The organism is Agrilactobacillus composti DSM 18527 = JCM 14202 (genome assembly GCF_001436375.1).
In the GTDB taxonomy this organism is placed as follows: Bacteria; Bacillota; Bacilli; order Lactobacillales; family Lactobacillaceae; genus Agrilactobacillus; species Agrilactobacillus composti.
The window spans coordinates 20,784-42,248 of record NZ_AZGA01000068.1; the positions used below are offsets into that span (position 1 = coordinate 20,784).

The window sequence follows — 21,465 nt, forward strand, 5'->3', positions numbered from 1 at the left end:
TTCTAAGTAATATATTAGGTATTCCTAACAAAACCATTATACGCTTTATCAGTCTTTAAAAATAGGCCAAAAAACACGCCAATTCAACTTTTAAAAGCGAAATTGGCGTGTTTTGCGGGTGCTAAAACTGGCGGTGCTATATGTTTGGTCACCTCAAAAAGTGACTCAAAATTAATAATGTAGATGATCATTCATTCGATTGGCCACGTCTTCAGCACTGTGAGTCGCTCGGCTTTTAAGGAGCCGCAACATGGGTTCAACGCAATACGTGTACGTCTCCACCAACAGCCCAATACAAATACCTAATACGCAGAAAACCAAAATAGTGATTAAATCCATAACCTGACAGTCCCTTCCTTTGATTATACCCGGTCATTGCCTGATCTGGTACCGCCTTGTTAATTGGTTCCATCTACAGATTAGGTTAATCAAAATAAAAAAGCAAGCCTAAATTTCAGCTTGCTTGGTTAAATTGGTTTATTGATAACTTTGAACGTAAGCACTTAAGCGCTCAACGGCCTTGTGCAAGTTGTCCATACTGGCCGCATAACTGATGCGCACGTAACCTTCGCCACCTAGACCAAAGGAAATACCAGGGATGAGGGCTAATTTTTGAGTTTGGGCTAATTCCCGGACAAAGGTCCAAGAATTTTGCGGACAATTAGCGGGGATTTTCGCGAAGAGATAAAAGGCACCATCGGGGCGGGCCATTTCAAAGCCTAATGGTTTCAAGGCATCGATCAAGTAATCCCGCCGTTCAATGTATTCTTTAGCCATTACTTGGCTATCTTCTTTCCCATTGGTCAAAGCTTCTAAAGCAGCGAACTGCACGAAAGTGGTTGGGGCTGTGACCATATATTGATGGGTCTTCACCACTTGGTCGATCACAGCATCTGGGGCCAAGATGAAGCCTACCCGCCAGCCAGTCATGGCATGGGACTTGGATAAGCCATTGATGACGATGACCTGGTCGGGGATGAAGTTGGCCAAGGATTCATGGGGTTCACTGTAAGACAATTCTGCGTAAACTTCGTCGCTGACCACCCATAATTGTTCTTTTTGGATGACCTTGGCCAAGCCGGCCAATTCCTCGTGGTTATAAGTGACACCAGTGGGGTTGTTGGGGTAGTTCAAGACGATGGCCTTGAAGTTAGCATTGGGATATTCAGCCATAGTAGCGGCCAATTTTTCCGGCGTCAAGATAAAGCCGTCGGCGCTGGTATCAATGAAGACCACCTTGCCGTGACTTAAGAACGTATCAGGGATGTAAATAGGGAAGATTGGTGTGGGTACGATGACCACATCGTCGGGATTTAAAATTGCCTGCAAGGCCGCCGCGATACCTTCCGTGGCCCCAACGGTGGTGACTACGTTTTTAGCTTCGTAGTGCCAATCAAATTTTTCATTGTAATATGTAGCTGCAGCTTGGCGCAATGCCGGAATCCCAGGGTTTGGGGTGTAATGGGATTGGTCGTCATTGATCGCCTTGATAGCGGCTTGTTTCACGTGTTCAGGGGTATTGAAATCAGGTTCTCCTAAGGTTAATTTAACCATGCCAGGGATTTGGCTGACTTCGTTGTCGAATTGCCGAATGTCGGATACCGCAATCTTTTGGACCACTTCATTAAAATCTTTTCGCAAAATTCTACCTACTTTCTAAGTTTATTCTAATTATTATAACCCATTTAGGGATAAATTGGGAAAATAATTGGGAGTTAAATCCGGTTAGTTGATGCAGGCAGTACGGTGCCGTCAGGGTAGACAACATAGCCGAGGTCAATAGCTCGCCAATAAAGGCCAGTACCATTTGGGCCAATATCTGGTGTGCCTTCGTAGATATGATAATAGTCTTCGCCCCAATAGCCTGAATTACTTGACTCATGGTAAGCGGTTAATAGGTGAGGAAGATCAGCCATGGCCAATCTTGAGATGGCCTGTTCATCGGTACTGCTGGTATCTTTGTCTGGATACTTAATAACATAATCTAAAAAGGCGTCATTTGCATCGTTGACTGGTACTTTGACCTGTGTGCCTTGAATCCAAAGGTCATGACCCGCATAAAAATAATATCCGTCACTGCGCTTGGTATAACCATAAACTTGCCATTGGGAACCCTGGGGCAGGATCCACTTGAAGACTTTTTGACTGTCATTGCCTTCAAAAACATTAGCCCCCCAAGTGCCATCAACGGTGGCCATGGCGTCATAGTCGTTGTAGGTATTGATGGGTTTAAAGCTAAAAGTCGGTCGTTGATCATCAGCGTGGCTGGTTTGCGGGGCAGTCAACGTCAATAGGAGCACCGCGCATAAGCCCAACAAGCTATAGATAAGTCGTTTCAAGTTAACATTTCTAACCATTTTCAAATCCCTTCCTTCAAGAACTCACTATAGCACAATCACGGCGTGTTGAAGCCAGCAAAAAAAACAAAGCCAAATTACTGACTTTGTCCTTTAAAAATAGGCGATTAATTGGAGTTATTAAGCCCGCTGGCCGCCATCCACAACGAATTCGGCGCCAACCGCGAAGGTAGATTCATCACTACCTAAATAAACACAGATTTCCCCGATATCTTGCGGTTTGCCTAAATGGCCCACTGGAATCGTCTTGATGATCTGTTCCTTATAGGCATCAGGGATGATACCAGTATCGACCCAGCCAGGGTGAACACTGTTGACCCGAATGTGGCTGCCTTCCCGGGCCAAGGACAAGGCTGTGGCATGGGTCAATAAGCGGGTACCACCTTTACTGGCGGAATAATCCGGGCTCAGAGGCAGACCGACTAACCCAGCAACAGAAGAAATGTTAATGATGGAGCCGTTATTATCATTGTGGGCTTTCATGGCCTGGATGCCATATTTTTCACCTAGGAAAGTCCCAGTTAAGTTGATATCCATGGTTTTTTGCCAAACCGCTAGATCCATCTTATCCACGGGCACACCACTGCCCCAAATACCGGCATTGTTGACTAAAATATCCAATTTGCCAAATTTATCGATAACTTGTTGAATGGTAGTTTGCCAATCAGCTTCTTTAGTGACACTCATTTGCACGAATAACGCCTTATCCGCACCGAATTCTGCGACAGCCTTTTTACCACCTTCGATATTACGATCAGCGGTGACCACCACTTTGGCGCCTTCTCTGACAAAACTTTTAGCGATGCCCAGGCCGATACCAGCGACACCGCCGGTAATTAGAGCAACTTTATCTTTGAGACGATCCATAAAAAATTACCTACCTTCTTAAAAATTGGGTGACGATTTTTGGGAAAGTAACGACCGATTGTCAATGAGGGACAAGATTTGTTCGTTGCGATTTAGAAAACGCTTTAACCACTACATAGCAAGTATATGAGATACCAAGAAATATCACAAGATAACTGTTTACTGTTCATAATTATGCCATATACAGCAACAATTAAGGGGTGATTGTTGCAGTCTGAGCTGGCAATGGTCGGCTATGTGCCTAACCATGAGCAAACCGGCGAAGCTTTGATGGAAATCCGTGGGATAACTTTTCTTTATCCAGTGGCGATGGCCGCACTTACGGTGGGTTTGATGTTGTTTTACCCGATTACAGAAAGCAAGTATGCGATGATCATTGCTGATCTAAAGAAACGACATCAAAATGATTCAGTTTAAGGCAGTGTGGTCTGACTTAAAACTAAGTGGTTTGAAAACTAGAGAAACTAGTTAACTTTCTAAATTAAAGCATAAGTACAGGTTACATTAAAAATAGGTATTCAACCGCTGATAACGCACAGTTGAATACCTATTTTTTAATAATTAATATATTGAAACAAGTTTCTCGACCTTAGACTACTTTTATTAATATGGCCCCCCGGCCGGGAGTTTAAAGGCATTGCCGTTTGGATAGACAACAAAGGATTGTTTGAATGAAGCAGCTCTGGGGCCTTCGTCTCTGACCCACCAGTAATCCGTACCCCAGTAACCGCCGCGATAGTCGTTGCCATAATCTGCAACAATATGGATTGGGACCCAATAAGTATCCGGATCACCACTGTCTTTGTATTGGGCAATGGCATTTAAGATGGCATCGGACGCATTGTCGACGGGTACCATCGCTTGATTGGCCTGAATCCATTGGTCACCGCCAGCCCAATAATAAAAGCCATCTTTACGTTTGGTGTAGCCGTAAATCTGCCACTGAGAATCTTTGGGCAGAATTTTGTCAAATTGTTTGTTGTGGTCATTGTTAATGAAAAGATTGGCGCCCCAAGTACCCTTGATCGTCGCTACGGCGCTGTAATCATAAAATTGATCGTAATTTTTATAAGGTTCAGCTTTAGCTGTCTGACTAACCAATAAAAAGCCAAACAGGATAGTCAAGGGCAGCAACAGTAAAAATAGATGTTTATGCTTCATTTGAATGCCTCCTAAGCAGGATAGTCAAATGATATTCTTAAGCTACTTCATCCAACCGTGGGATCACCAATCTTAAGTTTTGTCGTATTGCCATCTGGATAGATGATATAGGAATCTCTGTATGAACCAAATTCAGGGCCTGCATCTCTGACCCACCAGTAATCTGTGCCCCAATAACCGCCACGATAGCCATTTTTAGCCTCTGGAAAGATGTGAACAGGTATCCAATAAGTCTTTGGATTATCATCTTCGCCAAATTTGGCAACGACGTTCAAAACGGCATCCGACTCATTACCAACAGGTACCCTAGCTTGATTGGCCTGAATCCATTGGTCACCGCCAGCCCAATAATAAAAGCCATCTTTACGTTTGGTGTAGCCGTAAATCTGCCACTGAGAATCTTTGGGCAGAATTTTGTCAAATTGTTTGTTGCTGTCATTATTAATAAAAAGATTGGCACCCCAAGTTCCATCGATGGTGGTTACGGAGTCATAGGCATAAAATTGATCATAATTTTTAAAAGTTGCAGCTTTGACCTTCTGATTAGATGCACATAAACTAAATAAGGCAATTAGAGGTAACAAAATTGAAAATAGATACTTACGTTTCATAAAAAAGCCTCCCAAGCAGAATTCGTAAATGATTATTTCTAATAACCTAAGCGTACCAGTTTTATTAGGAACCGCAAGTAGTAATACATTAAGTTATCTTATATAGGTGCTGCAGATTGTAGACAAATACTCAGTTTTGAAAGTTGCAGCCAGCGGTTAATGAAAAGGCTGGACGCAAAAAAAACAAAGCCAAATTACTGACTTTGTCCTTTAAAAATAGGCGATTAATTGGAGTTATTAAGCCCGCTGGCCGCCATCCACAACGAATTCGGCGCCAACCGCGAAGGTAGATTCATCACTACCTAAATAAACACAGATTTCCCCGATATCTTGCGGTTTGCCTAAATGGCCCACTGGAATCGTCTTGATGATCTGTTCCTTATAGGCATCAGGGATGATACCAGTATCGACCCAGCCAGGGTGAACACTGTTGACCCGAATATGGCTGCCTTCCCGAGCCAGAGACAAGGCCGTGGCATGGGTCAACAGGCGCGAACCACCTTTACTGGCAGAATAATCCGGACTCATGGGTAAGCCCACTAAGCCGGCTACAGAAGACACGTTGATGATGGAACCATTATTATCATTGTGGGCTTTCATGGCCTGGATACCATATTTTTCACCCAGAAAAGTCCCGGTTAAGTTGATATCAATGGTTTTATGCCAGTCTTCTAATTTCATCTTATCCACCGGCGTACCGCTACCGCCCACACCAGCGTTGTTGACTAAGATGTCTAATTTGCCAAATTTCGCGATGGTGGCATCGATGGTTTTTTGCCAATCGGCTTCTTGGCTAACGCTCATTTGGACGAATAATGCTTTGTCATCCCCAAATTCTGCAACGGCCTTTTTACCGCCATTCACGTTCTTATCGGCGGTGACCACCACTTTGGCACCTTCACGGATAAAGCATCTTGCGATTCCTAAGCCAATACCAGCCACGCCGCCTGTAATTAAAGCGACTTTGTTTTTAAGACGATCCATAAAAAATTACCTGCTTTCATAAAAAAATTTAAATTTTAAAATTAACGTCGTGATTTATTGAGAAAAGTAACGACCGGTTGCCAATGGGGTTGTTGCTTATTTGCGGTTTACATTCCTGTAAACGGTTACGACCACTACACCCTAAGTATAGCGTACTAGCGATAAATAACAAGTTATATTATGAGCAAAAATAATTTTTTTATTTACATCTAAAAAATTGATATTCCAGCTACAATGTCTAACCAGCCTAGCTTCAAACGCCGTGGCAACGCTAAAAACCCAGGGCGGTAATCATTGTTTTTAGGTCCCATTTGGGCTGGTCATCAGCTGGCAATTGGGCCAGGGCCAACTGCAGTTGCGTGGTGGCTAATTGGCGGATGGCCTGTGGGGATAAATCCGGGTTGTCTTTAGCTAAAGTCAAGGAAAATTGGTCCCAATCAATGTCGATATGGGTCTTGAGCCAGGCGCGGATACGTTGATTGCGCCGCTTGATGTTCGCATTTTTTCGACCAGTGGGATGATGTTTCTGTTTGTAAGCAAAACCCCGGTGTGCCTTTTGGGCGGAGGTGTAGCCGTAACCCTGGGCATCGTCTAACACTTCACCGGTGTCAGCATCCACCACGCGATACCGAGTTTCAATTTCGGTGAAGGTTTCTCCGAAATCATCAGCAATCACTTGGCGGACTTGATAAGAAACTACTTTGATATTAGGCGTTGGCATATAATCTTCCTTTCAATTCGTTCTATTTCTAAATACGCCAAAAAGTAGTCCCAAGTGTTTTTCAAAGTAGTTGGTTTAAAATTTCCCCGCAACTGGCCTTGATAACTGACTGTACGCCCAGCGCGTGCACTTAAGATACCAGGTGATAAGCCAGCAATTTCTCAGCCGCATCTAAGACGGTTGTCTCAGGGGGATATTGGGTCAAACCCAAGTCCGTGGCGGCGGCCTGGGTCGTGTGGTGGTACTGCCGATTTAACATGGGCACCAATGAGCGCATAGCTGGGATAAATTTTGCTAGAAGCGGCGGTAACCAATTGGGCATTTTTCGAACTTTTAGCTTTAATGTTGGGAAAGCCTGTTTATATATCTGGGCAACTTCCGGCATGGTCAAGGTTTGCGAAGCGGCTAAGTAGCGTTTACCAATGGCCTTGGGATTTTCAAAGGCCAAGCGGTGCAAGGTGGCTAAATTGCGGACGTCGCTGATTTCTAAGGGAACCTGGGGAATCAGTGGCATCCCCTTTAACAATTGCAACAAAATCCCATTGGAACTTAAATTCTTTGGGGATAACACCGGACCAAAAATAGCCCCAGGCAAAATCGTGGTCAAGGCTAAATCATGAGTTTTCGCGAATTGCCAGGCCGCTTTTTCAGCTTCAATCTTAGAAATCCGATAGGGATCTAAATCAGGGTTGTTTAAGTCGCTCCAAAAGCTTTCGTCTAAGGTAGCCCGGCTGTCGCGAGTGGGGGTGGAAGCGGCTTGGGAGCTGGTCATGACCACCCGTTGGACCCCCGCGCGATGGGCCGCTTGCAACACATTCAAGGTCCCATTTTTAGCAATCGCCACCATTTCGGCGGTGGATTCAGTCCCATGACCCAAGGGCGACGCCACATGAATCACCCCAACGGCCCCGGCCATGGCGGCCGCCCAATTCTCAGCGCTGGTTAAGTCCGCTTCAAAAAAGGTCAGCTGGTTGAGCTGTGCGGGGGTCAATAACGGTTTTAATTCCGCCAATACCTGGGTTTGTTTGGTCAAGTCCCGCAGGCTGGTGGCGACGTCATAGCCCTGGTTCAAAAATTCGTAAAGGACCCAGCTGGCCACAAAGCCGGTGCCACCGGTTACAATGATTTTTTTAGACATTTATCTGTCCCCTTCGTCTAATTATTTAGACATATAATAGCACATATTGTCTAAAAATCAAAAATATAGTATCCTTTGCCCAGGAGGTAACAGCAATGATCGATAAAAAAGAATTAGCCATCGCTTTAAATCACGTGATTTTAATCAAGGGTTTTAAGAACATTTCCATGACCCAACTGGCTAAAAGTGTGGGCATCAGCCGGGCCAGCCTGTATTTGCGCTTCAAGGACAAAGCCGACATCGTCACTGCCGTGGTGGACCGGCATTTACAATTTGTGAAAAGTAACCCCATCCCCAAGGAACCGACCTTAGATAGTCTCGGCAAAGTTTTGCTAGATTATGCCCTATTGGTGGGGTCCACCACCGATATTTTTTTAAATGACCTGCAAAGTGATTTTCCCCAATTAGCCACGCAACTGGCTCACACCCTGACGGTATACTTTACCCACGTGGCGACGTATCTCACCCAAGCCCAACACTTGGGCTATTTAAAATCGGATTTTGACAGTAAGTTTATCCTATTTGAAATAAAGATGGGCATTGACACTATTCTCAAAGCCGTTTTAAGCCAAGCACTGACCACCCCCCAGGCTGAAGACTATCTGCGGCAGTTTTTCCACCTACAATTGGCGGGGTTACTGACTGAAAAAGCCAAAAAAAAAGTAACTCTGAAGCAGCTTCAGAGTTACGAAAATAAAATTTTAGCAGAATTTGAACAAACCTATGCCCAAGTGACTCAATAAACAGTGGCGTTAAACCATTATTGCGCCGTGGTCCCGCCGTCCACCACAAATTCACTACCAGTAGAATACCCGGATTCATCCGAAGCCAAGTAAAGAATCAAGTTGGCAACTTCTGAAGGATCAGCCATGCGGGCCAGGGGCGTGTTGGCCAGGGCTTTTTTAGTTTTGGCCGGGTCAATACTTTTGACCAGTGGCGTGGCTGTGACCCCGGGGTGCACGGAATTTACCCGAATATTATATTGGGCGGCGTAAATGGCAGCGGATTTCGTTAACATCCGCACACCACCCTTGGCAGCGGAATAAGCCGTGGCCATGGGATTGCCCACCAAGCCCGCTGTGGAGGACATATTGATGATCGAACCACTCTTTTGGCCCGTCATGTTTAAAACGGCATGTTTGGTGCCCAAAAAAGTCCCGGTCAAATCAATGCCGATGATTTTTTGCCAGTCGGATAATTTGGCATGGGCAATATCGGCCATAATATCAATGCCAGCGTTGTTCACCAACACATCAACCTTGCCAAATTTAGCAATGGCCCATTTAAATAGCGCTTCCCAATTGGTTTCATCCACCACATCCAGATGGTAGAAATAAGCGTTGGCCAGTTTGTCGATATAATCCCGACCGGTTTCTTCGTTTAAATCAGCCACAATAACTTCCGCACCTTCAGCCACGAAGCGCTCGGTGACTGCCCGGCCAATCCCCATGGATCCGCCGGTGACAATTGCAACTTTACCCGTTAATCTAGTTCCCGTCATGATAACTCCCGTTCCTTTCTCAATGTCGAAACGAAGTAATTACAAGTAAATAGGTAAGCGCGTTCCCAAAATAAAGACTAATTTGACAACCACATTGTAGCAGATTCCCTGGGAAAATTCGCTTGAATAGACTTGAGCAAAGCCCGCAATTTTTAACGGGACTATTAGCCTCGATTAAGCCGGTAGATAGTCTTGTTTTCGGTAAAATAACAAGCTAGTCAAACTAGCCAATATTAAAAAGGGCAGGGCCAGGCGGTAAGGCCGCATAAAAGCCTGGGTGATTTGAGCTTTGGTGTTAGCTTTGATGGTGCTGACCGTGCGGTTGATGCTGGTATTTTCTTGGCGAACTTTGCGCTGGACGCCTGCCGCCACTCGGGCGTGGATCTGAGCTTTGACCTCAGTTGGCAACAGGGCAGCGTTGCCGATTTTAGCCAAGGCCTGTTGGTAATTCGTTTCGATCAGTTGACTGATTTCAGTAGCTGAAACGTGTTTTTTAGGAGTAGTCGTCCCACTGGGTTGACTGTTGGCATTATTGATTTGCCGATCAGTTTGTTGTTGCATTGTTGTTTTAGCCGCTCTTGGGATATGCAATTGTTCAATCTGTTGGTTGGCAGTTTGTGTCGCCGTAGCTTTAGCGGTATTGAGATTGGCTGTTAGGGCCGAAACAAAGATGGCCACCGCTAAAACCGAGCCGATTTGGCGAAACAGTCCCAAGACACTTTGCGAAGCCGTCAACAATTCCCCAGTAAAGTCAGCGGCGCCTAGTACCACAATGGGACCGGCAATGATGCCAAAACCCATCCCGATAAACAGACAGGCCCAGACCACTTGGTGATAATTATTAGGGTTCATGTTGTAAAGCACCAAGTAGCCGGCAATCAAGCCTAGAAAGCCACTGGCAATCACCAAGCGGGGTCCCAATTTTGCCACTAAAAAGCCACTGATGGGTGAAAATAGGAAAATCATCGCCGACGTGGGCGTGATCATCAAAGCCGCCGCCAACTCGCTATGGCCTTGGATCTTCGTAAAGAAGGTGGGCATGATGACCATAAAGGCCACTAGGAAAATACCAGTAATAATCATGGCAATCGAGGCCCCGGTGAACTGGCGGTTTTTGAATAAATCTAAGGGAATCATCGGATGCTGGCTGTGGCGCTCCACCAAAATAAAACCAAGCAAAGCTAATAAACTCAATCCGCACAAACTAAGAATCAACGGACTGTTCCAATGCCAGTCGTTGCCTTTGATCAAGGCTAATGTCAAGGTGAATAAAGTCACCATGGACAGTACCATCCCCGGATAATCGATTTTGGCAGCGATGGTGGCTTCGTGTTTGAAACTTAAGCTCCGACTCACCAATAAGGCAATCACCAGACAGGCGGGGACGTTGATCATAAAGACCCAGCGCCAGCCTAGAAATTGGGTGATGATGCCCCCAATGGTGGGTCCCAGGGCAGCGGCCAAGCCTTGCATGACGCCTAAAACCGCCACGACCTTGGTGCGGTTAGCCATGCTGGTGGCGCTGATACCAATGGTCATCCCCGCTGGGAAAATCGTGGCAGCCCCTAGGCTTTGAATACCCCGCCCAGCAATCAACAGAGCTAGATTTGGCGCCAAGCCCGATAAGGCGGACCCCAGGGTGAACAGCCCTAGACCTAAAATGTAAAGTTTATGCCGACCAAAAATATCGGCCAGGCGCCCCAAAGGGATTGTAAAAACAGCAAAAGTAATGGTATAAATATTTAACGCCCAAGATAAATCATCTAAACTCACGTGCAGGCCGGTTTGAATGGCCGGTAGGGCGATGTTCATGACCGTGGTATCCAAAACGCACAGGAAAATGCCAATGGCCATGGCCAAAATAATAATTTTTTGTTTTGATTTCAAAATAAAAGCCACCTTTTCGGTATGATTTGTTAATTGACAAACCGTAGCCTAACACGGTGACTGCTAGTGGGGAATAAATGGTTAACAGAAATGGGGGTATTTGTAAACAATGACACCAAAAGACATTCAAGATCAAAAATTGATGGCTATCTTTGAAGCGCTAATCACAGCGCTGAAGACCCAAAAGATGGCGGACATTTCGGTCAGCGCTTTGTGCCGGGCGGCGGGGGTTTCCCGGACCTATTATTATCATAAGTTTAAGTCCTATGAAGATATCATTGAACAGGCTAGCCTATTGAACATTGTGAACTACATGCGTCACTTGCCCCACCAAGAAAACCTGGATTCAGCCACCTTTATCGGCAACTATTTTCAACTGGCCCAAAACATGCGCAGCGTGCAGTTGACCATTTTCCAAGTGGGCCAAGAACGGAGCTTGATTTTGGCTTTTCAAACCGCCTTTAATTATTTATTGACTCATGATTTTATTGACGCCCCGCAAAACGACCGGGTTCACCAAAAATATTTCAGTGAATTTATTGCGGGAGCGGCCATCAATATGTCCCAGCGCTGGTTAATTGAGGGGATGCCCGAATCCGCCGCCCATATGGGTCAATTGGTGGCCCAGTTTATGAATGCTAGAGATACCAAACGATAATCTGATTATTCATTCTGTGAGTTGTGCCGCTTGTTGGTCAATGCGTTTTAAGAAATTATTTCTAGCTTTCAGCGAACACTTCTCTGCGTTGTACAAGATATTGAGTTTTACTGGTTTAACGCCGCAAAGTCTAAGAATTTGCCGTTGTAAAATATGGCCATAGTCCCCTAGAAAAGGCTTGAAAATCACCGGTGAATTACAGGTAGTGATAATCCAGGCCCGTTTGCCAGCTAATAGACCCAGCATGCGCCGGCCTTCATATTTGTAGGCAAAACCCAGGGCGAAGACCCGGTCAATAAACCCCTTTAAAATCGCCGGCATCCCCGACCACCAAATCGGAAATACAAAGATAAGCTGGTCGGCCCAAGTAATCAGTTGCCGATAAGCAGCGGTCTCTGGGTCATTTTGTAGATCACGGCGCCGGTGGGCCTTATCAAAATATAAAACTGGGTTAAAATGTTCGGCGTAAAGATCTAGCACTTGAACGTCAGCATCAGGTTGAAGCTGCTGTTTCACTGTGGTTAAAATGGCATGATTGAAGCCAGTATGGTTAGGATACGCATAGACAATCAATGTTTTCATAGGCTTACCGCACCTCGAAATCAGGCAGTGGCAACTGGCTAATACTTTGAATTAGATTTTTAACATTCGCAAAATCTTGTGTTTCCGCGCCAGTTTGAATAGCTTGCGCAATTTTATCTAGCGCTTGATAAAATTGGATTTTAGCTTGAAATATTTGGCGTTTATCCGCCAAGAAAGCTATCGTGTCCTGCTTACAAGCTTCAGTAATAGGCGCATCCATCAAATTGGTAATCATTTTGATTTCCACCAGACTTAGCCCGGCATATTTTAAATTCTGAATAATATTGAGGCGGGTCACATCTGCTGTGGAATAATTACGATACTGATTAGCATCTCGTTCTGGGGATAAAATCCCTTCTTGGTCATAGTAGCGCAGCGTATCTTTACTACACCCTGTGGCTTTGGCACATTGTTGAATATTCATTTTTTCTCAGCTCCTTTATGGTGAAGTTATATCATTGGAGGCAACTCGAAGGTCAAGGGCTATTTTAGAAACATCGTTTTATTTTTGCAAGACTAACATGATGGTCCACCGATTGACAGGTTGGAAAAATAAGGCATACAATTGTAGTCGTATCACGATGCTCACCGCAACTAAGAAGGGACGTATGTACATGGCCTATGAATTTTTAGAACCATATGAGTTTGCCCATAAAGCGATTACTGTTAAGAATCGCATTGTTATTCCCCCAATGACCGAACAAATGGCTTTTGAAGATGGCTCCGTCACCAGCGACGAGCTTGCTTATTATGCCAAACATAGCGGTGGTGTGGGGATGTTTATCACCGCCGTGGCCAACGTGAATCCTTTGGGGAAAGGCTTTGAAGGCGAACTCAGTATTGCCGATGACCGCTTTATCCCCGGCCTACGCCGGCTAGCCCAAGCTATTAAAAGTAACGGCACCAAGGCCATCATTCAAATCTTCAGTGCCGGCCGGATGAGCAATTCGGCGGTGTTGCGGGGCCAACAACCCGTTAGCGCCAGTGCCGTAGCCGCTGAACGCCCCGATGCGGAAGTGCCTCGGGCTTTAAGTGAGGCCGAAATTGAACAGACTATCCAGGACTTTGGTCAGGCTGTCCGCCGGGCCATTGAAGCCGGCTTTGACGGGGTGGAACTCCACGGCGCCAACACTTACTTATTACAACAATTTTTCTCACCCCATTCCAACCGCCGGACCGATGCCTGGGGTGGCACTTTGGAAAAGCGCATGACCTTTCCACTGGCAGTTATCGATGAAGCTCAGCGTATCATCGAACAATATCCGAAAAAGCCCTTTATTCTAGGCTACCGGATTTCTCCAGAAGAACTGGAACAACCCGGGATCACTATTGAAGACACACTGGCCTTCATTGATGTTTTAAAGACCAAACCCCTAGACTACCTCCACGTCTCCACCGGGGATGTGTGGCAAACCTCCATGCGGGATAGCAATGAGACCAGGGCCACCACTAAACGCATCCAACAACAAGTCGACGGGGTTTTCCCACTGATCGTGGTGGGGGGCATTGCCACACCAGCTGAAGCTGAAAAAGTTAAAACCAGCGGCTTTGACTTCGTGGCTTTGGGTCATGAAAGCATCCGCGAACCCCAATGGGTGGAAAAAGTGCAGCAAAACGACGAAAAGTCCATTCGCTACGCCATTTCTTACGCAGAACTCGCCGAATTAGGCATCCAACCACCGTTCCTGCAGATGCTCTACGCTGTTTCCGGCGGCCCCGCTGGTGTGCCCATGACCACGCCACAAAATAAATAATTCACAAGGTCGTCTTGATGAGCCGTCATCGGGGCGGCTTTTTGTGTTATCCTTAGTTGTAAGCGTCTAAATATCAGCGCTTGCCAGACTTTAAGATAAGGAAATGATAACGCATGTCTACTGCACAAACGTCACAGACGCCACCCCAAAACAAACGTTGGATCGTGATGGCGGCTGTATTTATTGCGACCTTTATGACCTCCGTGGAAGTGACCATTGTCACCACCGCTTTACCGGCCATTATCAGTGAGCTCCATGGCCTGGCTTATCAAAGCTGGATCATGAGTGCATATTTATTGACCACGGCCATCACCACTCCGATTTATGGGAAATTGGCCGATGCCTTCGGGCGCCGCCGGGTGTTCTTATGGGGGGTATTGGTCTTTACCTTGGGGTCTTTTTTAAGCGGCTTATCCCCGACGATTTTCCTGCTGGTCTTATCCCGGGCACTGCAAGGGATTGGGGCCGGGGCAGTGATGCCTTTGACCTTTACCATCATTGCCGATAATTTTGACTTTGAGCAACGGGCCAATATCTTAGCGCTAAACAATACAGCCTGGGGCCTGTCAGCACTAGTGGGGCCATTATTGGGGGGCTTTTTAGTAGACCAGCTTTCTTGGCACTGGGTCTTCTTCGTCAATGTACCCTTGGGCATCTTAGTGCTGTTATTGGTTTGGTTTGGGTACCATGAAAAAGCGCCGGAAAAAGTATCTATTCAAGCCGATTGGTACGGCATCGCTTGGCTGGCCGTGGGCTTGGTGGGGTTATTGTTGGCCATTCAATTTTTAGACCATCAAACTTGGTTAGCCTTGGGTCTGTTCGTCATCGCCATCATCAGTTTTGTGTTGTTGGTCCGGCGGGAACGGCGCTTCAGTGATCCTTTGATTTCACCAAAAATGTTTCGCAATCATACCTTTTCCATTCAAATTATCACCGCCACGATTTTAAGTGGGGTCTTAATGGCCTATCAAATTTACTTCCCAATTTGGCTCCAGTCCTTGTACCGATTGTCCGCCACGGAAGCCGGGTTAGTGGTGACCTCCAGCTCGGTAGTCTGGTTGGCCGCGTCGTTTTTAGTGGGCCCACTGATTGCCCGTTTCGTGCCAAAACGCATCGCCTTGACTTTGATCACGATGTTGTTATTGATTTACGTGAGTCTATTATTTGCCGGACTCAATTTCCCCGTGTGGACTTTTTATGTCATTGCCATGCTCAATGGTTTGGGGATGGGTATCATCATCAGTATGAATATCATCTTAAGTCAGCATCTGGTGCCAGAGAACATGGTGGGGTCAGCTACTTCCGTCCTAACCCTGGGCCGGTCCTTAGGGCAAACCGTGATGACCGGCGTTTACGGGGCTATTTTTAACCTGATGATCCGGGCCAACTTACACAGCGGCGTCACCTTTGGTCAAGTGAATAATATCATCAGTGCCAAACATCGGGGCCCGATTTTACACCAAGCCTTGATCAATCCGATTATTTTAACGGCCTTACATACGGTGTTCTTCGTGGTGGTTGTGATAATCGTGTTAGTTTTGATAATCAATTGGTTAGATCCTAATCACAAGGTAATAGAATAACTCTTACTGCCGAATTAATTTCGGCCCCGTCTTGACAAGCTTTCCTAAAACGGTTAAATTAGCATTAAGCTTTGATGAGAAGAGTAATGCCGAGAACCTAACCAAAGAGAGCTTCGTTGTGGTGGAAGAAGACTAGGGGACTGGCATGAAGATGAGCTCGGAGCTAATTTAGCGGTCTAGCGGCTGCTGAATTCGGGTGCGCCCGTTATCTGCGCCAAGTATTCAAAATTTCGGGTACTTATGAAGCTTGATATCGCGAGGTATCAAGGAATTACAGGTGGTAAAGTGGTGCTCCACCCTGTGCATGATGTGCATGGGGTGGGGCTTTTTTATTGCCCAAAATTAGGCAAACACGCATCAAAAAAATACTTGGAGGTTACATAATGAACAGCAAATTTCGTCGTCCCATCGCCTTGATCCTCAGTGCCGTCGCCCTGGTGGCTGGGCTCGTTTTAGTACGACCCGGTATCCCGGCCCAGGCCGCCCAAAGCGGGAAAACTATCCGCCTAGGGACATCCCCGGGCCCTTACAGCCAACTGTTTTTAGATGGGGTCAAACCCATTTTGCAAAAAGAAGGCTATACCGTCACCACCCAATCCTTCTCTGATCTGATTCACGCCGACTTGGCCTTGAGTCAAGGGGATGTGGACCTCAATGTGGAACAACATAGTGCCTGGTTAGAGAACTTTAACAAAGAAAAGCACTCGGACTTTGTGGCCTTGACCCCAATTCCTACAGTACCGGCTGGGATTTTCCCCGGGTCCAGCAAATCTTTGAAAAACATTAAAAAGGGCGCCAAAGTGGCTATCCCCAACGACCCCTCCAACCTATCCCGGGCCTATCAACTGTTAGCCCAAGCCAAGCTGATTACTTTGAAATCTAAAGCTACCGCCAGCAACGTGACCCAACATGATATTAAAAGTAATCCCCATAGCTTGAAGTTCGTGGAAATGAGTTCCGCCCAAATCCCCCGGGCCATCAAAGATGTGAATTACGCCGTGATCCCTGGCAGTATCAGCTATAACGCCAAAATCCCTGCCAAATCAGCCTTGAAGACGGAAAAACTCCAGAAACAATATCTCCTGGTGGCTACCGTGAATAAGAGTGAGGCCAACAAACCTTGGGCCAAAGCCGTGAAGAAAGCTTATCAGTCCAAGACGTTTAAAGATTACGTGAAAAATCACAACAAACAAGGTTATTGGTACATTCCTAAATAAATTGGAGGGTCGATCATGACAGTTATCACAACAGCAGAACAATTACAAATTTTAAAGGATTTAGTGGCCATTCCCTCGGTCAATGACCAGGAACAAGCCGTGGCCGAATATCTCCAGAAACTGTTAGCTAAACACAACATCGCCGCTAAACTCGTGCAATTATCCCCAGGCCGCGCCAGCTTGGTAGCCGAAATCGGCGCCGGTAAACCCATCTTTGCCGTATCCGGGCACCTAGACGTGGTGGCTCCCGGGGAATTAGACCAATGGGCCACCGACCCCTTCACCCTGACTGAAAAGGCCGGTAAGCTCTATGGTCGCGGCGCCTCAGACATGAAGTCCGGCTTAGCCGCCATGGTCATTGCCCTGATTGAAATTCAAGATCAACATTTGTTGAAAAAAGGCACCATTCGCCTGCTGGCCACCGCCGGGGAGGAAATCGGCGAACCTGGAGCTATCCAACTTTATCAAGCAGGCTACCTGGATGATGTGGATGCCCTCCTAATCGGCGAACCCTCTGGCTATAACATTACTTACGCCCACAAGGGACCTTTGAATATCCGCATCACTTCTAAGGGAGAAGCCGCCCACAGTTCCCGGCCCCAACTGGGATATAACGCCATTGACCCGCTGATCGAAGTAATACACAACGCCAACCGGGAATTTCGCAGTTTGACCCAAACCGATGACACCCTGGGCAAAGTGATTTTTAACGCCACCGTGATCCATGCCGGCGACCAAGTCAACACCATCCCCGCCTTAGCCTATGCCCTGGTCAACGTCCGGGCCACCCCAGCTTTTACCAACCAGCAAGTCATTGACCTGTTGCAACAATTGCTCAAAGCCCAAAACGACCAAGGCGCCCGCTTGAGCCTCACCGTGGAGATGTCCCTAGAACCCGTAAAGGCCCCCAAGGATTCCCGCCTGGCCCAATTAGCCGTAGCCATCGGCAAACCCTACGCCAAAGCCGACATCCCGCTGCAAGCCACGGCAGGGGGCACCGATGCTTCCAACTTCTTAAAAGACAAACCAGCTAGTTTTCCCTTCATCGTCTTTGGCCCCGGCAATCTCAGTTCCCACAAGGTCAACGAGTACGTGGACCAAGACATGTATCTGAATTTCGTAAAACTTTACCAACAGCTCTTTAGCACTTATGTGAATGAAGCGAAAGGCGATACCTTGAATTGAAAAAAGCAATTCCCCATCAACGCTCGAATTTTCAGCCGCGATTGGGAATTGCTTTTTTAGCTGGGCTGGTGGTCAACGTGGCTACAGCTAAGGGCTATATTTCTTTGAGATAAATCAATGAATCCCGTTTCGGAAAATCCCAATGGAATTTCAGCTGGTCTTCCGCAATCTGCTGAAAGCCTTGTTTCTCATAAAAATGGTGGGCTCGCACTTGGCTCCCCGGGGTATCCAGGGCGATTTCTGAAAAATCATGGGTCTGGGCAAAGGTCAACAGGGTCGCCATCAAAGGCCGCCCCAAGTGCTGGGGAACACCTCGATAAGCCGGTAGGGTAAAGAACTTTTTCAAAATACCCGCCTGGCTATTCACTGGCATTAAGCCGATACTGCCCACTACTTGCCCTTGATCTAAAGCTAGCCAAAACTGACCCCCAGCACGCTGGTAGTGGTTTTCGATGTCAAAAATATCAGCTTGGTCGGCCATTTTCATCCCCAACCCGGCCTCAATATTCTGGCAATAATTGATCAAATCCACCAGCTGAGCCAAGTGGTCCGGGGTAAATACATAAGGCTCAATTTTAATCACGACAATGCCTCCATTCACCCGCGGTCAGTCAACTTGACCAGCGTCTTTGACGATTGCAATAAACTGCTTTTCCACTTCTGACAGCAAGTAATCCTGGCGATAAGCCAAGTAAACCTTGAACTTGGGCGGGTCATAGTCTTTTAAGGTTAAAGCCTGCAACTGGTCACTGCTGTCGATAGCCAAGCTAGTGAGCAAGGCCACGCCGGCGTTTTGGACCACCATGCTTTTTAAAATATTCACATCACTGGCCCGATAAATCACCCGGGGTTTGTGGCGATGGTGGCTGATCATTTCCGCGAAGACTTTATCATGGCTGAAATTCTCGTTGAAAACCACAAAGGGTTGGCGTACCAAGGTCTTGTAATCCACCACCGATTTGTCCCCCAAAGGATTAGCGGAACTGGCAATGATGTTAAAATCATAGGCCGCTAATAAATCCAAATGCAGCCGACTACTATCTAAAGGCTGACTGGCGCCAATGAACGCCAAGTCCAAGTTACCCGCCAGCAACAAGTCCAATAATTCCTGGGACCCCACCGAAGTACTGACTAAGCTTTGAATCAGGTTGGCCTGGTTTAATGCCGGGACAAATCGGGGGAAGAAGTGGCTGCCAATGATCGGTGGCAGGCCTAATTTAATTTTAGGAATTTTATCCTGGGCTACCTCTTGAATGGCTAAATCCAACTCCTCTAAAATATTGTGGGCGTGGATGACAAATTGCTGGCCTTCCGGGGTCAAATCCACTGAATGATGGGACTGGTCCCGGTGGATCAAATTACCATCGACACTTTGTTCTACCCGCTTGATGGCATAGGTAATGGTGGGCTGGGACACTTGAAAGAACTGGGCCACCTGGGTAAAGTTCTTCAGCTCCGCTAATTTTACAAAATATTCCAAATCCCGAATTTGCATGAAACAGCCTGCTCTCTAAAACGTATACAAATGTGATCACATCCGGTCTATGGTATTACTTCATATTTTAGACCGTTAAGCTACGTCTTTCGTCGATTTCGTAAACGCCGATATTCCCCCTTCTGAACAAGTCAGTTGGGACAGTGACCGACTGGAGAATCATCAATGAACGGTTTCCCGTTCCGGCGGAAGCCCCGCCGCGTAAGTAATTAAATTTTGGACGGCATTCTCATCACGATTCATGACCATGCCACACTCGTAACAGCGATAAGTGTCATGATCGTGGTAAATGCTGTCGCCTCGAAGGGTCATCTTACCGCCATAACTGTCGGCAGTTTTGATGAAACCACAGTTTGAACATCGCTGGGTGGATGGAAAGAAACGGTCCGCAATCACCACGTGCTGATGCTGCCAAGCAGCTTTATACTCGATTGCCGTTCGCAGGCGGCGAAAGAGACTGCGCTGCAGGTTTTTGACCTTGTTCTTGGCCATTTTCATGCCGCGAACGTTAAGGTCCTCTAAACAGAGCACATCATAAGCTTGAGTGATTTGCTGGCTGAACTTGTGGATCAGGTCATCCTGTAAAGCATTAATCTTTTGATAAGCCCGGTTCAGCTTAGCCTGGGTCCGTTGGTAGTTCTTGGACCGAAAATGCTTGGGATTCTCTCGCCGTTTCCGGGCCAAGCGTTTTTGATAGATCTTGACCCGTTGATGCAGCACGGCCATCCGTGGTGTAAAAGTGCTGACTTTGCCACCATTCCAGCTAATATGACCTACATTGAGATCAATGCCACCAATATCCCAACTTTCGTAAAAAGCTGGCCGTGGGGTATCTGCGACTAAAACAGCAATGCTGGCGTAGAACTTATCACCGCGCTTGGTTATCGTCACGGTTTTGATGGCGCCAGAAAAACGTAAAGTCTCAGCCAGTCTGATATCAGTGAAGTGATGCTTGCTTTCACGGGGGCGGTCCAGTCTCAGAAACTTACCACGAACTGTTGCCCGATCTGTTGTAAAACTTTGCTTTGGGTCCCGCTTACTGTGAAACTTAGGCTTGTGGGCATCTGGCATGTTGGGGTTGAAGAAGTTCTGCCAGGCCTGATGTAAGCGGTGGATAGCAGTTTGAAGCACGCGAGGTGAGCGCTGATACTGCCAGTCAGCTTTGTTCAACACTAACTCGTTGCGCACGCTGCGTTCACTGGGCCGTATTTTCTTGTCACCTATGATGAGAGACGCTTCATACATGTCATTCCATGTTGTTAGACCCTGGTTCCAACAGAAACGATTATAGTCTGTCAGCTCGGCGATAATAGTGCACATTTCAGCATTGGGATAGCATCTGATCTTGTGAGTTTTGACTGGCATTCGATCCACCTCCTATACTCTATAGGATACCGTATCGAATGTGTGTTTGTCTTCTTTCGTGCTCAAAAATTCAAAAGAAACTTACCACTAAATCAGGTCGATTAACTATGAGACTTTGATGTTGACATTTGATTATGAATGACTACCTTTGATTATATTAATGGTAATCATTTCTGTTCTCCAAAATGTAATAAACCCTGAATTATTCATTCATGATTTGAGTTGCACTTATTGAACCGGTTTAACGTGTATAAAAACTGGAATAGTGCTTCGTTCCAAAATGAAATTACAGAAATTATCATTATTTTTGCAAAACGCCGGAATAATGGTGCGACAAATAACCGCGAGGTTATGCGCAGTTTTAAAAAATATTCAATTGGTTAACGTTTTTTAGCTAGG

At 46.4% G+C, this 21,465-nt stretch carries 22 protein-coding genes; 7 read left to right on the forward strand and 15 right to left on the reverse strand.

What is annotated here, in order from left to right; all coding sequences use genetic code 11:
• Positions 1–477: 477 nt before the first annotated feature.
• From FC83_RS11150 to FC83_RS11160, 3 genes are all read right to left on the reverse strand, one after another.
• The gene (locus tag FC83_RS11150) at positions 478–1,641 is read right to left on the reverse strand and encodes a pyridoxal phosphate-dependent aminotransferase (protein WP_057002781.1); all 1,164 of its coding nucleotides are present in this window, start codon (positions 1,639–1,641) and stop codon (positions 478–480) included.
• Positions 1,642–1,715: 74 nt separating this feature from the next.
• Positions 1,716–2,357, reverse strand: coding sequence for a hypothetical protein (locus tag FC83_RS11155; protein WP_035455623.1), 642 nt, complete (start codon positions 2,355–2,357; stop codon positions 1,716–1,718).
• 120 nt (positions 2,358–2,477) lie between these two features.
• Positions 2,478–3,224 (reverse strand): glucose 1-dehydrogenase, encoded by a 747-nt coding sequence (locus FC83_RS11160; protein WP_057002782.1) that lies wholly within the window; start codon positions 3,222–3,224, stop codon positions 2,478–2,480.
• A gap of 207 nt (positions 3,225–3,431) precedes the next feature.
• On the opposite strand from FC83_RS11160, the gene FC83_RS11165 reads away from it, so the two are divergent.
• Positions 3,432–3,641, forward strand: a complete 210-nt coding sequence (locus FC83_RS11165) for a hypothetical protein (RefSeq protein ID WP_035456383.1) — start codon at positions 3,432–3,434, stop codon at positions 3,639–3,641.
• A 186-nt stretch (positions 3,642–3,827) separates the two neighbouring features.
• Here FC83_RS11165 and FC83_RS11170 read toward each other — a convergent pair whose 3' ends face one another.
• The 5 genes from FC83_RS11170 to FC83_RS11190 all read right to left on the reverse strand — a co-directional run bounded on the left by FC83_RS11170 (position 3,828) and on the right by FC83_RS11190 (position 7,839).
• Positions 3,828–4,385 (reverse strand): hypothetical protein, encoded by a 558-nt coding sequence (locus FC83_RS11170; protein WP_035456386.1) that lies wholly within the window; start codon positions 4,383–4,385, stop codon positions 3,828–3,830.
• Positions 4,386–4,432: 47 nt separating this feature from the next.
• On the reverse strand, positions 4,433–4,996 hold the full coding sequence (locus FC83_RS11175; protein ID WP_035456389.1) for a hypothetical protein: 564 nt from the start codon (positions 4,994–4,996) through the stop codon (positions 4,433–4,435).
• A gap of 237 nt (positions 4,997–5,233) precedes the next feature.
• Positions 5,234–5,980, reverse strand: coding sequence for a glucose 1-dehydrogenase (locus tag FC83_RS11180; protein WP_057002783.1), 747 nt, complete (start codon positions 5,978–5,980; stop codon positions 5,234–5,236).
• A 271-nt stretch (positions 5,981–6,251) separates the two neighbouring features.
• Positions 6,252–6,701, reverse strand: a complete 450-nt coding sequence (locus FC83_RS11185; RefSeq protein ID WP_057002784.1) for a hypothetical protein — start codon at positions 6,699–6,701, stop codon at positions 6,252–6,254.
• Positions 6,702–6,831: 130 nt separating this feature from the next.
• A complete protein-coding gene (locus FC83_RS11190; RefSeq protein ID WP_035455976.1) occupies positions 6,832–7,839 on the reverse strand; it encodes an NAD-dependent epimerase/dehydratase family protein in 1,008 nt (335 codons plus the stop codon).
• 95 nt (positions 7,840–7,934) lie between these two features.
• Here FC83_RS11190 and FC83_RS11195 point away from each other — a divergent pair, with 95 nt between their 5' ends.
• On the forward strand, positions 7,935–8,582 hold the full coding sequence (locus FC83_RS11195; protein WP_057002785.1) for a TetR/AcrR family transcriptional regulator: 648 nt from the start codon (positions 7,935–7,937) through the stop codon (positions 8,580–8,582).
• A 17-nt stretch (positions 8,583–8,599) separates the two neighbouring features.
• On the opposite strand, the gene FC83_RS11200 is transcribed toward FC83_RS11195, so the two are convergent.
• Positions 8,600–9,340: a glucose 1-dehydrogenase gene (locus FC83_RS11200; protein ID WP_035455970.1), complete on the reverse strand. Its 741-nt coding sequence runs from the start codon at positions 9,338–9,340 to the stop codon at positions 8,600–8,602.
• Between the two features lie 174 nt (positions 9,341–9,514).
• Positions 9,515–11,227: an MFS transporter gene (locus FC83_RS11205; RefSeq protein WP_057002786.1), complete on the reverse strand. Its 1,713-nt coding sequence runs from the start codon at positions 11,225–11,227 to the stop codon at positions 9,515–9,517.
• Positions 11,228–11,336: 109 nt separating this feature from the next.
• On the opposite strand from FC83_RS11205, the gene FC83_RS11210 reads away from it, so the two are divergent.
• On the forward strand, positions 11,337–11,885 hold the full coding sequence (locus FC83_RS11210; protein ID WP_035455968.1) for a TetR/AcrR family transcriptional regulator: 549 nt from the start codon (positions 11,337–11,339) through the stop codon (positions 11,883–11,885).
• 9 nt (positions 11,886–11,894) lie between these two features.
• Here FC83_RS11210 and FC83_RS11215 read toward each other — a convergent pair whose 3' ends face one another.
• Both FC83_RS11215 and FC83_RS11220 read right to left on the reverse strand, forming a co-directional pair.
• Positions 11,895–12,467: an NAD(P)H-dependent oxidoreductase gene (locus FC83_RS11215; protein ID WP_035455965.1), complete on the reverse strand. Its 573-nt coding sequence runs from the start codon at positions 12,465–12,467 to the stop codon at positions 11,895–11,897.
• A gap of 4 nt (positions 12,468–12,471) precedes the next feature.
• On the reverse strand, positions 12,472–12,891 hold the full coding sequence (locus FC83_RS11220) for a MerR family transcriptional regulator (protein WP_052005098.1): 420 nt from the start codon (positions 12,889–12,891) through the stop codon (positions 12,472–12,474).
• Positions 12,892–13,081: 190 nt separating this feature from the next.
• Between FC83_RS11220 and FC83_RS11225 the strand changes: the two genes are divergently transcribed.
• The 4 genes from FC83_RS11225 (at position 13,082) to FC83_RS11240 (ending at position 18,206) form a co-directional block, all read left to right on the forward strand.
• A complete protein-coding gene (locus FC83_RS11225; RefSeq protein WP_035455987.1) occupies positions 13,082–14,221 on the forward strand; it encodes an NADH-dependent flavin oxidoreductase in 1,140 nt (379 codons plus the stop codon).
• A 113-nt stretch (positions 14,222–14,334) separates the two neighbouring features.
• Entirely contained in the window at positions 14,335–15,804 is a 1,470-nt protein-coding gene (locus FC83_RS11230; protein ID WP_035455962.1) for an MFS transporter, read from the forward strand.
• 383 nt (positions 15,805–16,187) lie between these two features.
• Complete coding sequence (locus FC83_RS11235) at positions 16,188–17,021, forward strand: MetQ/NlpA family ABC transporter substrate-binding protein (RefSeq protein ID WP_035455960.1); 834 nt, start codon at positions 16,188–16,190, stop codon at positions 17,019–17,021.
• A gap of 15 nt (positions 17,022–17,036) precedes the next feature.
• Positions 17,037–18,206 (forward strand): ArgE/DapE family deacylase, encoded by a 1,170-nt coding sequence (locus FC83_RS11240; RefSeq protein ID WP_035455958.1) that lies wholly within the window; start codon positions 17,037–17,039, stop codon positions 18,204–18,206.
• Positions 18,207–18,300: 94 nt separating this feature from the next.
• Here FC83_RS11240 and FC83_RS11245 read toward each other — a convergent pair whose 3' ends face one another.
• The 3 genes from FC83_RS11245 to FC83_RS11255 form a co-directional block, all read right to left on the reverse strand.
• A complete protein-coding gene (locus FC83_RS11245) occupies positions 18,301–18,786 on the reverse strand; it encodes a GNAT family N-acetyltransferase (RefSeq protein WP_035455984.1) in 486 nt (161 codons plus the stop codon).
• A gap of 27 nt (positions 18,787–18,813) precedes the next feature.
• A complete protein-coding gene (locus FC83_RS11250; protein WP_057002787.1) occupies positions 18,814–19,701 on the reverse strand; it encodes a LysR substrate-binding domain-containing protein in 888 nt (295 codons plus the stop codon).
• A 162-nt stretch (positions 19,702–19,863) separates the two neighbouring features.
• Complete coding sequence (locus tag FC83_RS11255; protein ID WP_052005093.1) at positions 19,864–21,066, reverse strand: RNA-guided endonuclease InsQ/TnpB family protein; 1,203 nt, start codon at positions 21,064–21,066, stop codon at positions 19,864–19,866.
• Between the last annotated feature and the right edge of the window lie 399 nt (positions 21,067–21,465).